The following is a 15,170-nucleotide window of genomic DNA, read 5'->3' on the forward strand; positions in this document are numbered from 1 at the left end:
CTCTTAGTCTTCAATAAAATCACGAAGCGGTTTGCTGCGACTTGGTTGGCGTAGTTTTCTCAAAGCTTTAGCTTCAATCTGACGGATACGCTCACGGGTTACGTTAAAGACTTTACCCACATCTTCAAGGGTGCGCATTTTCCCATCATCTAGCCCAAAACGTAGACGCAAAACATTTTCTTCACGGTCTGTAAGAGTATCCAAGACCTCATCCAACTGCTCACGCAAGACGATACGAGTTGTATAGTCCACTGGATTTTCAATCACTTCATCTTCGATAAAGTCCCCAAGGTGACTATCATCCTCTTCACCAATAGGAGTTTCAAGGGATACCGGTTCTTGAGCAATCTTCAAGATTTCACGAACCTTATCAGGTGTCATATCCATACGTTCAGCGATTTGTTCTGGCGTTGGATCTTGTCCCAATTCTTGAAGGAGATTACGCTGTTCACGAACAAGCTTGTTAATCGTTTCAACCATGTGAACTGGGATACGGATAGTACGAGCTTGATCCGCAATAGCACGGGTGATAGCCTGACGAATCCACCAAGTTGCATAAGTTGAGAACTTAAATCCTTTAGAATAATCAAACTTGTCAACCGCCTTCATCAAGCCCATGTTCCCTTCTTGAATCAAGTCAAGGAACTGCATACCACGGCCAACATAGCGTTTGGCAATAGAAACAACTAAACGAAGGTTGGCTTCCGCAAGACGTTGTTTGGCTTCGATATCACCCGCTTCAACAGCAAGCGCCAATTCTTTTTCCTCTTCATTGGTCAAGAGAGGTACGACCCCGATTTCTTTCAAGTACATACGGACAGGGTCATTAACCTTAGCCGAAGTTGAACCAATCAAGTCCTCGTCACTGAGTTCTGGTTCTTCTTCTGCACTAAGAACACGCGCACTTGGATTACCTTCATTATCTGTGATAGAAATTCCTGCATCCTGAATCCGTTGCAAGAGATCTTCAATCCCATCAGCGTCCAAGGTAAAAGGAATCACCAGACTAGCATTGATTTCATCATCAGTTGCTGTCCCTTTTTGTTTATGATTACGGATAAATTCTGCTACTTGTACGTCAAATGTTGTTACTTCTTTTTGTTTTGTTGCCATTATTACTCCATTCTTCTCTTTTGGGAAATTAAACGTTCCAATTCTTCTAAGGCTGTGTCTGTATCTCCTACATGGCTAGCTTCCTGCACCTTCTTTTTGATTCTCATATTGTCCTGATTCAAGAGAGCCTTGTTTCGAGTCATTTCTACTTCACTAAGTTCCTGAGGTGACATCTCAGATGGTAAATCCTGAGCTAAAACTTGATACCATGCTCTTTCAACTTCCTCTGTCTGCTCCGCTAGAACTTCTGGAGGAAGATTTCCATACTGGCCAAGCAAGTCATATAAAACCTGAAATTCAGGAGTGTCAAATGCAAAGTCTTCTCGCAAACGGTAATCATTCAAAACAAGGGGAGATTCCATCATTCGATAAAGTAGATGGGCTTCTGCCCTCATAATAGCCGATAACTGCTTGGTGACAGGCATAGTGATTGGCATCGGTCTGGAAATTCCTTCCATACGATTCTGCCTTTGCGCCTGACGACTCTCATTAACAATCTGCTCAATCTGGGCATAATCAAAGGACGCCAGACTGTCAGCTAAAATATGTATATAGCTGTTTTGAGCAGTAATAGATTTTTCTTGAACAATCAAGGGAGCTATTTTTTCAATAAACTCAATCTGTGCCTGCAGATTTTCACTGTTTTCAGGCTTATACTGATGAATGTAAAACTCAATCGGACTAATACGAGTTTTCGTTAACAGATAGGCCAAGTCTTCTGGTCCATTTTTTTGTAGATACTCATCTGGATCCAAGTTATCAGGCATGCTAACGATTTGCACAGGCATATCACCAATTTCGTCCAGCGCTTTCAATGTCGCGGCTTGCCCAGCCTTATCACCATCATAAACAAGAACCAACTTCTTGGTTAACCTTTTCAGATGCTCAACATGCTCACGACTTAAGGCCGTTCCCATAGACGCTACAGCATTTTCTATTCCAGCCCGATAGGCTGCGATGACATCCATGAATCCTTCCATCAGATAAATCTCACTGGCTTTTCCAGAAGATTTTTTAGCCCTATCCATATGATATAATTCGTAACTTTTGTTAAAAATTGCAGTCGATCGGCTATTTTTATACTTAGAAGTTTGTGAATCCGTTTTCTGCCAGATACGACCTGAGAAGGCAATAACCTTTCCTTGGTCATTTGTCAGGGGAAACATGATCCGATTGTGAAAAGTGTCTACAAATTGATTGGCATCTGATAGGTAAAATAGCCCTGAATCTAGAAAATCCTCATCACGATACTGATCAGACAAACGTTGATAGAGATAGTTTCGTTCTGGAGGTGCTAAACCAATCCGAAAATGCTTGAGCACTTCATCTGTCAACCCACGCTGATAAAGGTAATTTCTGGCCTCTTCTCCCATAGTCGTTGTCATGAGAATAGCATGGTAAAATTTGGCTGCATCTTCATGCATATCATAGAGAGCTTGGTGAGGCGAAACTGACTTCTGTTCATTATAAAGCGTTTTTTCAACCTCTATCCCAACACGCTGACCTAAGATTTGGACAGCCTCCATAAAGGGAACCCCTTGGTACTCCTCTATGAACTTAAAGACATCACCTGAGCGACCACAACCAAAACAGTGGTAAAACTGCTTGTCTTCTACAACGTTGAAAGAAGGTGTTTTTTCACCATGAAAAGGACAGAGCCCTAGATAGTTCCGTCCTGCCTTTTGTAAAGAAATCACATCTCCTATGACTTCCACAATGTTGGCATTGTTTTTGATTTCTTCAATGACTTGTTTGTCAACCATACACAATACCTCCATCTTATCATAGTTTCACGTAAACTAGTATAGCTTATTTCTGAAAAAAAGTAAACCATTTCATACGCTTTCCGTAATTCTCTTTGTCTTATTTTTCTAGATAGAAAAGAAAGTTAAAAAAACTCAGAAACACTTTAACGCTTCTAAGTTTTTCTTCTCTATTTTTTGATGAAAATAAAGTTTATCTATTCAAATAATTGATAGTAGTCTGAGATTTTCATCTTAGCTTTTTCTTCATTATTAAGGTCTTGAATTATACGACCTTCTTTCATGACAATCAGACGGTTTCCGTACTTCAACGCGTCCTCCATATGGTGGGTAATCATCAAGGCTGTCAGCTGATCTTTCTTGACAAATTCGTCTGTCAATTCCATCAAGGCTACACTAGTCTTTGGATCAAGAGCTGCAGTATGCTCGTCTAACAAGAGTAATTCAGGTCGCTTCAAGGTTGCCATCAAGAGACTCAAGGCTTGTCTTTGCCCACCTGATAAGAACTCAATCGGTGTATTCAAGTGTTTCTCAAGACCATTTCCTACTTTTTCAATAGTCGTCTGAAACTCATCCTTAAAACTAGTCAAGCGTCGTGGAAAGAGTCCACGCTTTTCACCACGAAACTTTGCGATTAAAAGATTTTCAGCGACCGTCATACGAGGAGCTGTTCCCATCTTGGGATCTTGGAAAACACGAGACAGATACTTGGCTCGCTTCTCTGGTGAAAACTTGGTAACATCTTCACCTAAAATACGAATGGTCCCACTGGTTAGTGATAAGGTTCCTGCAATAGTGTTAAAGAGGGTCGATTTCCCAGCACCATTTCCACCTAAAATCGTGATAAAGTCTTGTTCAAAAATTTCTAATGAAACATCATTTAAAATAATCTTTTCTTCATCAAAGCCATTTTTAACTACCTTGGTTGCATTTTTTAATTCTACAATTGCTGTCATTTGCTTAACTTGGCTCCTTTCAAGATTGTTTGCTTAAATGTTGGAATCATGAGGCAGACTGCCAAAATCAAGGCACTGTATAAACGAAGGTAACTTGTATTAAAGCCAAGAGCAATAACTGCCCACACTAAGAATTGATAGGCGATAGAACCCACAACGATGGCAACCAGACGCTCTGCTAAGCTCAAACTCTTGAAAATAACTTCCCCAATAATCAAACTTGCAAGACCTACAACGATAACCCCAATTCCTCGAGATACATCGGCATAACCTTCTTGCTGGGCAATAAGAGCTCCTGCAAGGGCAATCACACCATTTGATAAAACCAAGCCCATAAGCTCCATGCGTCCCGTATGAATCCCGAAACTTCTAGCCATATCAGGATTGTCACCTGTAGCAATATAGGCTTGTCCGAGTTTAGTATCCAAGAAAAAGAGCATAAGAACAATAACAAGACTGACAAAGATAAGACCTGTCAAAAGTTGATTCAAATCCGAATCAAAAGGCAAAACATCCTGGATTTGCTTGGTTCCAAGCAATCCTAAATTTGCACGTCCCATAATCAAGAGCATGATAGAGTGACAGGAAGTCATCACCAGAATCCCTGAGAGCAAGGTTGGGATTTTCCCTTTTGTATAAAGAAGTCCTGCCGCCATTCCAGCCAAACAACCAGCTCCAACAGCAACAAGTGTCGCTAAAAAGGGATTCACACCTTTCGTTATCAGAGTGACAGCAACAGCTCCCCCAAGAGGGAAGGAACCTTCTGTCGTCATATCTGGAAAGTTCAAAATCCTAAATGTCATAAAGATTCCCAGACCTAGAATAGCCCAGACAAATCCTTGAGAAATAATAGATAATATCATCTGTTTCTTAACCTTTTCTATATGATTTCTATTGTAAAAAATTGGAGGAGATGTCCCCAACTCCTCCATTACAGATTATTCGATTACTTGTCCTGCTTCTTTTAGAACAGATTCAGGAATCGTAATACCTAGTTCTTGTGCTAATTTTTTATTGATTACTGACTTACCTGTTGAAAAGACATTGACTGGAGTATCGGCTGGTTTTGCACCTTTCAAGACTTGCGCAATCATTTTACCTGTTGCCACACCAAGGTCGTGTTGGTCAACTACAACGGATGCCAAACCACCTGCTTCTACCATGGCAGTTGCGCTTGGGTAGATTGGTTTTTTAGCGGATTGATTACTTGAAACAACAGTTGAGAAGGCTGAAGCAATGGTGTTGTCGATTGGAACCCAGATAGCATCGACCTTACTAGTCATAACGTTAACTGTTGAAGCAATTTCATTTGTTGAAGGAACTGCAAATGTTTCCACTGTCAAACCAGCTTTTTCAGCATAAGCCTTAAATTCTTCAACCTGTGTTTTTGAATTGTCTTCACTACTTGAGTAAAGGGCTCCGATTGTTTTCACATTTGGTGTGAGAGCTTTGATGAGTTCAACTTGTTGTTGAGCTGGATTATGGTCAGATACACCTGTAATGTTACCACCTGGTTTTTTCAAATCTTTGACCAAGTTAGCACCAATTGGGTCTGTAATAGCAGCCATGATAACCGGTAGGTCTTTTGTTGCACTAGCCAATCCTTGAGCTGCTGGTGTTGCAATACCAACCACAAGGTCATTCCCATTTGCAACCAATTGTTTACTCATTGTCGCAACCTTACTTTGGTCACCTTCTGAGTTCATAAAATCGATTTTAACTTGGTCATCTTTATAACCTTCTTCTGCAAGTCCATCTTGAATTCCTTTATAAATCAAATCAAGAGATGGATGGCTCACAAACTGAAGGACACCAACTTTGGCAACTTTCTTTTCATTCTTAGCTTCTGGTTTATTCATTGAAGAATAAATCAAGCTTCCTGCTACTAAGACTGCTAAGGCAGCGATAATTCCAATTAAACGTTTATTTTTCATTCTATTTCTCCTTTTTATTCCTTTAAAATACTTCACTTATCTAATACTCTTCAAAAATCTCTTCAAACCACGTCAGCGTCGCCTTACCGTAGGTATATGATACTGACTCTGTCAGTTCTATCCACAACCTCAAAACAGTGTTTTGAGCAGCTTGCGGCTAGCTTCCTAGTTTGCTTTTTGATTTTCATTGAGTATAAACAAGCGACGCCATCGTTTTCTTTCCATACTAACCTCCATCAAAAAAGTCCTCACACAAAAAACTTGTGTGAGGACGTCGATGCGCGGTACCACCTCAATTATAGGGAATTTCCCTATCGCTCTGTCTCGCAATAACGAGATGCACTGTAAGGTGTGCTCACCGAATTTTTATGATTTCAAATTCTAAATAACATCCAGCCCAATTTTCATCATCGCCACTTATCTGTTTTCAGCTACCACAGACTCTCTAAAAAGTTTGAATGATTACTTTTCTGAATGGTTAAATTATATCATTTTTCAACTACTTGTCAAGACTCTTTTAGCATTTTTTTAAACTATTCAAAAACTTCCCCTATAGAAAAGAGGAAGTTTGATAGGTATCAGCCTGAATTACGCAATCCTGTCGCAATTCCGTTGATGGTTGTATGGATTAATTTTTCTTGATCGCTTGATAATTCTCCTCGGCGTTGACGTTTAATCAACTCCAACTGGATATAGTTGAGAATATTAAAATAAGGCATACGGTAATCCAAACTTGCTTTTAGATATGGATTTTCAGCCAAGAGTTCATCGTAACCTTCGATAGCCAAGATAACTTCCTTGGTGACTTGCCATTCATTTAGAATAGTCTCATAGATTGCTTTTACTTGATCATCTTCACAAAGTTTGGCATATTCAAAAGCAATATTCATATTTGATTTTGACAAGACCATATCAACATTTGAAAGGAGCGATTGGAAGAAAGGCCAATTTTGGTACATATCTCGTAAGATAGCAATATTCTCTGGATTTTTATCGATAAATTCCTTGAAGCTTGAACCAACTCCATACCATCCAGGGAACATGACGCGACTTTGCGACCATGAGAATACCCAAGGGATAGCTCGCAAACCACCGATTTCAGTAATAGTCTTACGAGCGGCTGGACGAGAACCAATATTAAAGCTTGAAATAGCCTTGATTGGACTTGACTCGAAGAAATAATCATAGAAATGATCATTACCAAAGACCAAATCACGGTAGATATCGTAACTACGGTCCACCACTTGGTCCATAATAGCTTCGTAACGATTTGAGGTGTTGGTATCGCTCTTCTTCTGAGTAATCATACGGTTAATGGCCGCCGAAACCAACATTTCAAGGTTATAGTAAGCTGCGTCTTTGTTACCATATTTATTGCCAATTACTTCACCCTGCTCCGTCAAGCGGATACGATCCTTAATGGACTTGAGAGGTTGAGAGGTGATGGCTTCATAGGTTGGTCCACCACCACGACCGACAGTCCCACCACGGCCGTGGAAGAAGGTAACCTTAACGCCAAATTCATCTCCAATAGCAGTCAATTGTTGTTGAGCCTTGTAGAGGGTCCAACATGATGAAAGGTAACCACCATCTTTATTACTATCAGAGTAACCAAGCATGATTTCTTGGTAGTTATTACGTGAAGCAATCCATTTCTTAGCAAGAGGAAGAGAAAGGTATTCTCTCATAGTTTCTTCTGAGTGGTCCAAGTCCTCAATTGTTTCAAAGAGAGGAACAATTTGGACACGGGCTCTTTCTTTATCAACTAACCCTACTTCTTTTAGCAAGATAGCCAATTCCAACATGTCTGATACGCTGGTTGCATGTGAAATGATGGTCTGACGAATGACATCATCTCCCAACTTATCTTTCAACTTACGGGCAGCCTTAAAGATTGCTAATTCTTTTTCAAGTAACTCTGATTTTTCAACATGAGTGGCAGAAAGAATACGCGGATCTTCTTCCAATTCTTTCAAGAGAAGCTGGCATTTTTCTTCTTCACCTAGTTCACTATAATGCGAATGAATACCAGCTGATTTCAAGAGTTCAGCTACACAGGCTTCATGAACACTAGAATCTTGACGCATGTCAATAGATGCCAAATAGAAACCAAAAATTTCAACTGCCTGAATTAACTCAACAAAATCACCAGAAATCAGTGCTTCGCCCTTATTTTCTAAAAGGGAATCACGAATAGTAATTAAATCCTTATAAAAATCATTAGCTGTTTCATAGCGAGCCCCAACTTCCTTATCCTCAATCAGATAGGTTTTTGTTGCTTGGATTTTTGATTGAATATCAAACAAGGCACGACGGTAAAGCTCTTTTTCACGATAGATCGAATTATCTTTGGATTGACGAGCCATTTCTCTGACTTGCTTGCTCACATTGACAATACTGGTTGAGAGAGAGAATTCACGATAAAGTTGGTAAATCTTTTCATCATAGTAGTTCATGATGACTTCACACTGAGTCATAGCAGATTGTTTCAAGGTATCTGCTGTAACAAAGGGATTCCCATCACGGTCTCCACCAATCCACATTCCCATGGTAATTGGTTTAGGATGTTTTAACTCCAAGCCATGTTTTTTAGCCAGACGCTTGTACTCAGCAGTCAAATGAGGAACTGCCTTCAGGAATGAACTATTGTAGTATTCCATAACATTCGTGATTTCATTGGTTACTTTCAATTTCTTTTCACGAATCATGTCTGTCTGCATGATAATCTCAATGTAACGACGGAGATCATTATGCCATTTTTCCTTATTAATCAATCCTAATTTCACATCACGATACTTACGCAAAAGGGTATGGATATGATTGGTCAAATCCAGCATACTCTTACGTTGTACTTGTGTTGGATGGGCAGTCAAAACAGGGACAACATTCAAGTGTTCTAGAATTTCAACCGCATTTTCTTTTTCTGCAACCATTTTGATCGTTGCCGATAATTTCCCAAGATAATCTTGATCGATATTATTTTGGTGGTTGATTTCATAGGCCAAATCCACATCTTCTGAAATATTAATCAAGAGAGGCAAGATAGAGAAATAGCGTGAAATATAGGCCATTTCATCATTTGACAGACTCGTAACTAATTGGTTCAATCCTTGATAATCTTCTTGAGTTGATAATTCTTTCAACTCCATGATTTTTGCAAAAGTCTCTGGGGCAAGCATATTTTTAGTGATATCTTCTAACAATTCTGTTAAAATCAATACTTCTTCTTGCACGACAGCTTTATTACTATAGTTTTCTAATTTTTGAAGAGACATAGGTAATCCTTTCCACTATCAACTCTACATATAGTTTGATGAGTGAGCTTCTAACTCCTCATATAATTGGGCACGTTTTTCACTTGCATCAATATTTAAGACAAAGGCGATGGCTACAGACAAGACTAGGAGACTGTTCCCTCCTTGTGATAAGAAGGGGAAGGTTACTCCTGTCGAAGGAATAATGCCCGAAATTCCGCCAATATTAACAAATACCTGTACCAGCATCATCCCCCCAACCCCAATCGCCATCATGGAATTAAAGGGATTCTTAGCACGAATACCGACTAGGATAATCCGCAAAATCAGGAAAAAGACAAGGGCTAAAATCAAGCTGGCTCCCACAAATCCAAACTCTTCAATGACAATTGAAAATACAAAATCTGTATGGGCCTCTGGTAAATAACCACGTTTTTCGATTGAATTTCCTAATCCTAGACCAAACCAACCACCATTTACCATGGCAAAGTAGGAATTTGCAAGTTGGTGGCCTGCTCCTGCCAAATCAGCAAAGGGATTAAAGTAGGCACTGAAACGCTTAGCAACGTAACCAAATACTGGAACTTTTGAAAACTTATCAACCCCAATCATAGAAATAGCTGATAAGGATAGGGCTGAAACTCCTACCAATACACCGATAAAGGCTATAAACCAACGATGAGCAATCCCACTAACTGTATACATAATCAAGGCGACCAGCGCTAGGATTGTAGCATTCCCCAAATCTGGGAAAATAGCCAAACTTCCTATCATTACCAAGAGGACAAAACGCCAATCATTAAAAGCTCGAGGAATCCATTGATTTTGAGTTAAAACTTGAAAATCGTAAATACCAATTTCATCCTGTTGTTTTGAAAAACGTTGGGCCAAGTACCAGACGATGATAATCTTCAAATACTCCGCTGGCTGAATGGTCAAAGGTCCTACTGAAATCCAACCATAGGCTCCATTGACTGGCGTACCAATTAAGCGAGCCAGAGCTAAGAGAATCAGCTCAACAAACATAACAATAAATAAAAGTCGTTCTTTTCTTAAAAAATTCAGTTTCAGCTTATATATCAAGGCAATCAATATTAAACTAAATATCCAAAACATTCCCTGACTTCGAACCAATTGGAGGGCACTTTTACCTTCTTCGATAAGAATGGCACTGGTTGTAGAATAGACTACAATCAAACCCAAAATAGATAAAAGTAAGTAAGGAACTAGAATAGAATAGTTTAACAGGTGCCTCTTACTAATCTTCATAGTATCACCAATCTAATGAGAACAAAAGAAATTATTCCCAAATTCCGTTTATTTTCTAGTTTTGATTGCTATTATACCATTTTTTCCGAAAGAAAAAAACTCTTACCCTTAAGATAGAAGATTTTCTCATAAGAAAAAGAGCACTTGGCTCTTTTCTGTTTTATTCTTTTGAAGAACTGCTTGAGCTTGAATCTCCACCACCGATGTATTGAGTGAAGATATTTTGGAAGGCTTGATCTTTAACCTTGATATTGGCTGCTTGCAATTCTTTTCCGATAATACTTTGAACAAATGATGCGTCGTTTTGTTTTTGAGTTAAGATAACAGTTTTTAATTTTTCTTTGTAATCGTCAATATTAGATGATTTTTCTGTTTTCTTAATCAGTTTAACAATGTAATATTGACTGCTGTAGGCTTGTGTTCCAGTAACGCTAATCACATCAGAAACACCGTTTACATCTAAAGCAAAAGCAGCTTTTTTAACTTGTTCTGGTACTTCTGTTGAAGCAGAATCAAAAGTGATTTCTCCACCATTCGCTTTAGTTTTCTCATCTGTTGAATTATCTTTGGCTAATTGAGCAAAGTCTGCATCACTAGCTTTAGCTTTTTCAAGAATTTCTTTAGCTTTGTCTTCATTGTCCAAACGGATAATTTGAGCAGTCACATCAGGAGTGTATTCGTCAAAGGCCTTCTTGTAAGCATCATCTGTCAATTCAGCTTCTGCTGCTTTCTTAACTGCCAACTCAACCAATTTACTTGTACGAATTTGAGCTTTACGTGTTTCAAGAGTCATTCCTGCTTGCGATAAGACACGTTGGTAGTTCTCACCATATTGTTTCTCTTCTTCGGCAATAGTATCGTTGACTTCTTTGTCATCTACTTCTGAGCCATATTGCTTCTCAAATACTTTTTGGATGGTCATGTTCAACAATACTTGTTGAGCTGAAGGATTGCTTTTCACTTGCTCATAAAATTGATGTTCTGTGATGACATCCCCTTTCATGCTGATAAGATCTGCCCCTTCTGAACCTTTCGAACAAGCTGCTAAAGTTGCTACTGATAATAGTGTAATGGCACCTGCCAATAGTTTTTTCTTCATGTCTACTCCTTTGAGATAAGTGTTACCCTATCTATTTTACTATATTTTCTTAAATTTTTCTGAAAATCATTCGCTGTCAGGCAATTGAACATCTGCTACATTTTTACGAAGCATGAGAATGCCATCTCCCAGAGGTACTAGTGTTGCGGTGAGTCCTGGATTGTCTAAGGTTGCATCAAATAGTCTTTGAAGTCCTCTGTAAATAGTTCGCTGACCACGACGGACTTCCATAATATCCTTAGCAACATCACCACCTTGGAAAATATCATCCAAGACAACCACACCTCCAACGTCCAAATGTTTGAGGATTTCTGGCAGAAAGACGATATATTTAGACTTGGCTGAATCCATAAAGACAAAATCATAGGACTCTGTCAAGGTAGATAAGACATCTACCGCATCTCCTTCTAAGAGCGTAATTTGCTTGCGACTGTCAAACTGGGCGAAATTTTCCTTGGCAAATCCAATCATCTCTGGATTGCGGTCAATGGTTGTAATCTTGGTCTTTGGCGCATGTTCTGCCATCAAGAGGGCTGAAAAACCGATAGCCGTCCCAATTTCCAGAATATTTTTAGGCTGCATTGTTTCCATGAGAAAACGGAAATAAGCTACCGTTTCATGGGGAATAATGGGAATATTTTCCTTGCGGGCAAAGTCTTCCAATTCTTTCAAAGATCCTGTGACTTGCTTTTGGCGCTGACGCATCAAGTCTACAATTTCTTCCTTGACGACAGGACGACGCATGTTATGGTTAGCATTTTTACTATACGATTCAACCATCTTATGCCAATCCCAATTTTTCAACAAGGGCTTCAAACTCATTCAAACGACGTTCAAAGACTGCAAAGGAATCGTTGAGATAGTCTTCCTTCTCCATATCAACACCAGCTTTTCTCATGACATTAAGTGGATAGTCAGACTTACCTGCCTTGAGATAGTCGATATAGCGGTCACGGTCTTCTTGACTACCATGGACAATCTTTTCAGCCAGAGCTGAGGCTGCTGCAAAGCCAGTTGAATATTGGTATACATAGTAGTTATAGTAGAAGTGTGGAATGCGAGCCCACTCGTATTGGATTTCAGGATTGTCTTCCTTACTCAAACCATAATACTCTTGGTTCAAGTCTGCGTAGAGTTTATTTAGGAAATCACTTGTCAAGACTTCACCATTTTGATCCGCTTGGTGAATCGCGTGTTCAAACTCAGCAAATTGAGTTTGGCGGAAAACTGTTCCACGGAAACCATCTAGGAAGTTATTGAGAATAGCAAAGCGCGTTGCATCATCTTCCACTTCTTCCAATAATTTCTCCGTCAAGATATTTTCATTGGTAGTTGATGCAATCTCAGCCAAGAAGATAGAATAATCTCCGTAAACATAAGGCTGAGTTTCACGAGTATAGCTTGAATGCATACTGTGACCTGTTTCATGAACAAGGGTGAAGAGATTGTCTAGATTGTCCTGCCAGTTGAGAAGCATGAAGGCATTGGTATCGTAAGAACCACCAGAGTAGGCTCCTGAACGCTTGCCTTGGTTTTCGTAAACATCAATCCAACGCTCGCTGAAGGCACGTTTAACACGGCTCAAGTAATCCTCACCCAAGACTGCCAAGGCATCTTCTGCTTTTTTCAAGGCTTCTTGGTAGGTAAAACTATATTCAACAGATGAAAGTGGTGTGTAGACATCGTACATCTTGAGGTCTGAAATTCCCAAGATTTTTGAACGAAGTTCAAGGTAACGATGCAAGAGTGGCAAATGCTTGCGAACTGCTGCTACCAAATTGTCATAAACACTCTCTGGAACAAAATTCGCAGCGAGGGCTGCATGACGAGCACTCTTATAGTTGCGAACTTTGGCACGGTAGTTTTGCACCTTAACATTGGTTTGCAAGGTTTTGGCATAGGTATGTTGGAATTGTTCATAAGTCGCATAAAGTGCTTGATAGGCACCACGACGCACCTCACGATTTTTAGACTCCATCAAACGTGTGTAAGTCCCATGAGAGAGCTGAACTTCTTTACCATCATCGTCAAGGACATAAGGGAACACAATATCCGCATTGTCCAAGATAGCGAAGGTTTCACTTGCCGAACCAAAGATTTCTCCAGCTCCAGCCAATAATTCTTCTTCACGTTGTGATAGAACGTGTTCCTTGCCTTGTAAAAGCTTGTCAAAATAGTGTTGATAAACCTGCAATTTTGGTTGAGCCTCTAAAAAGTCAGCATACTGCTCTTCACTAATCTCCATAAATTCAGGCTCATAGAATGAAAAGGCTTGGTCTAGCTGGCTGTAGAGAGTCATTGCCTTGGCATAGTACTCTTGGTACTTAGCTTCACGAGTATCCTGATCATTCTTCATATGAGCATAGACGTAAAGCTTCTCCATCTGGCGTTCCATTTCAAGAGAAAATTCAGTAATTTCTAGTAGGCTATCCGCGCTATCCAAGAGATGACCTTCATACTGGCTTACTTTCTCCAGTTGTTCTGTTAAATCTTTTAAGGCTTCTTCCCAAGCCTGGTCAGTTGGGTAGATCGTTGATAGATCCCATTTATCTTTTTCATTTATTTCATGTCTTTGTAATACCATTAGATTCCTCCATCCTTTCTATTCTACCATATTTTTTAAGAAATATTGCTGATAAAAGGCTGGTGGATAGAGCATTTGCCAATCATTTTGAGGATTTTCTTGATAATAGGTTTGAAAATACAGATAATAGCGAATCAAATCTTGCTCAATTTGGCAAAAATTACCTACTAGTGGTCGAATTTGTGGATACCATTCTTTTAGCCCATAAGTCAGGAGATTTTCTCCCTTTTGATAGGCTTCTGCTTGTTCTTTCATCCAAAAGGGATTTTGATAATAAAGTTGCTGTCGGATATAGCGACAGATGTCCTTGTCCTGAGAAACTGTAAAATGAGATATTTTTTGTTTCTTATAAGGAAAACGCAATATTTCCAATAAACTAGCTTGACCATAGGGAAATTCCTTGATTTGATAATGGAGTTTACCACGGAGGTCTTGGTGAATCAGGTATTTGAGCCTTAAAAGCTGTTTTTCCTTATCTAATTCCCAAACATAAAAGCCCATGTTGTGACTAAAATAGAGAAAACCTTGTTGCAGACGAGTTAAACGCTCCTTGAGCCAAAGTTTTTGACCCAGCAACCACAGTACTTGATAACCCTGACTACGATAGCCCTCACTTCGCTCTTTAAGAACTTTTTGAGGCAAGGGGCTACACTGAACCTCTAGAGCTAGATTGCCATTTACAAATACATCCGCAATCTGTTTAAGCTCTGGAAGGGGGTATTCTAATTGAACCTCTACCTCTTTTTTCAACCACTGATAGAGAGATTCCTTATTGGCCAAGTGTTCTGGACTTTCATTTTCAAATGAAAAACCACAGTCTTTTAAAGATTTATGGGCAAAATGGGTCCGTACACTTGGTCCTTGACGCAAACGGAGCTGACCTCCACAAGCGGGGCAGGTGTATGCTTGCTTCTCAAGCTTATCCTCTAACACATTTACCAATTCTCCCCTAGTATCTCTCGCAACAAACATGATTTCCCTCCTTTTCTATATTATTCGTAAAAATTAATAATCGTATTTTTAATTATAGAAAAAAGTATAGTAAATCGAAATAAAATATAAGCAAATTGATTGAGAAATTATAATTAATTGAAATAAGATATGAACAATTTTATTAGGTGAATCAAATTAATTTCTAAAAATATTTTAGTAGCAGTTGTATACTATACTAGTTTTAATCTGCTATAAAATCAAATTT

11 protein-coding genes and 1 other annotated feature are annotated in these 15,170 nt (G+C 39.2%); all 11 genes read right to left on the reverse strand.

Translation table 11 applies throughout. The features are described 5' to 3' along the window. Positions 1-3: 3 nt before the first annotated feature. Positions 4-1,113, reverse strand: coding sequence for an RNA polymerase sigma factor RpoD (gene rpoD, locus NMM26_RS04725; protein ID WP_004259586.1), 1,110 nt, complete (start codon positions 1,111-1,113; stop codon positions 4-6). 2 nt (positions 1,114-1,115) lie between these two features. Continuing rightward, on the reverse strand, positions 1,116-2,876 hold the full coding sequence (gene dnaG, locus NMM26_RS04730; RefSeq protein ID WP_254754260.1) for a DNA primase: 1,761 nt from the start codon (positions 2,874-2,876) through the stop codon (positions 1,116-1,118). Positions 2,877-3,073: 197 nt separating this feature from the next. Beyond that, positions 3,074-3,832 (reverse strand): ABC transporter ATP-binding protein, encoded by a 759-nt coding sequence (locus tag NMM26_RS04735; protein WP_254754259.1) that lies wholly within the window; start codon positions 3,830-3,832, stop codon positions 3,074-3,076. Beyond that, positions 3,829-4,695 carry an ABC transporter permease gene (locus NMM26_RS04740; protein ID WP_153219592.1) on the reverse strand — a complete coding sequence of 289 codons (867 nt, stop codon included), beginning with the start codon at positions 4,693-4,695 and terminating at the stop codon, positions 3,829-3,831. The genes NMM26_RS04735 and NMM26_RS04740 overlap by 4 nt, the downstream gene beginning before the upstream one ends. A 75-nt stretch (positions 4,696-4,770) precedes the next feature. Then, a complete protein-coding gene (gene trpX, locus NMM26_RS04745; protein WP_000792150.1) occupies positions 4,771-5,766 on the reverse strand; it encodes a tryptophan ABC transporter substrate-binding protein in 996 nt (331 codons plus the stop codon). 264 nt (positions 5,767-6,030) lie between these two features. Further along, positions 6,031-6,248, reverse strand: a binding site (T-box leader). A 96-nt stretch (positions 6,249-6,344) separates the two neighbouring features. Continuing rightward, positions 6,345-9,041, reverse strand: a complete 2,697-nt coding sequence (gene ppc, locus NMM26_RS04750) for a phosphoenolpyruvate carboxylase (protein WP_049543527.1) — start codon at positions 9,039-9,041, stop codon at positions 6,345-6,347. A gap of 24 nt (positions 9,042-9,065) precedes the next feature. Next, positions 9,066-10,289 (reverse strand): FtsW/RodA/SpoVE family cell cycle protein, encoded by a 1,224-nt coding sequence (locus tag NMM26_RS04755; protein WP_000703371.1) that lies wholly within the window; start codon positions 10,287-10,289, stop codon positions 9,066-9,068. 160 nt (positions 10,290-10,449) lie between these two features. Then, entirely contained in the window at positions 10,450-11,388 is a 939-nt protein-coding gene (gene prsA / locus NMM26_RS04760) for a peptidylprolyl isomerase PrsA (RefSeq protein ID WP_004254642.1), read from the reverse strand. A 66-nt stretch (positions 11,389-11,454) separates the two neighbouring features. Further along, positions 11,455-12,168: an O-methyltransferase gene (locus NMM26_RS04765; RefSeq protein WP_254754258.1), complete on the reverse strand. Its 714-nt coding sequence runs from the start codon at positions 12,166-12,168 to the stop codon at positions 11,455-11,457. A gap of 1 nt (position 12,169) precedes the next feature. Then, the gene (gene pepF / locus NMM26_RS04770; protein WP_254754257.1) at positions 12,170-13,972 is read right to left on the reverse strand and encodes an oligoendopeptidase F; all 1,803 of its coding nucleotides are present in this window, start codon (positions 13,970-13,972) and stop codon (positions 12,170-12,172) included. Positions 13,973-13,990: 18 nt separating this feature from the next. Continuing rightward, the gene (locus NMM26_RS04775) at positions 13,991-14,944 is read right to left on the reverse strand and encodes a competence protein CoiA (RefSeq protein ID WP_254754256.1); all 954 of its coding nucleotides are present in this window, start codon (positions 14,942-14,944) and stop codon (positions 13,991-13,993) included. Positions 14,945-15,170 lie beyond the last annotated feature (226 nt).

The sequence above is a fragment of the Streptococcus sp. CF7_Ac1-8 genome (assembly GCF_024295435.1).
Classification (GTDB): domain Bacteria; phylum Bacillota; class Bacilli; order Lactobacillales; family Streptococcaceae; genus Streptococcus; species Streptococcus mitis_AP.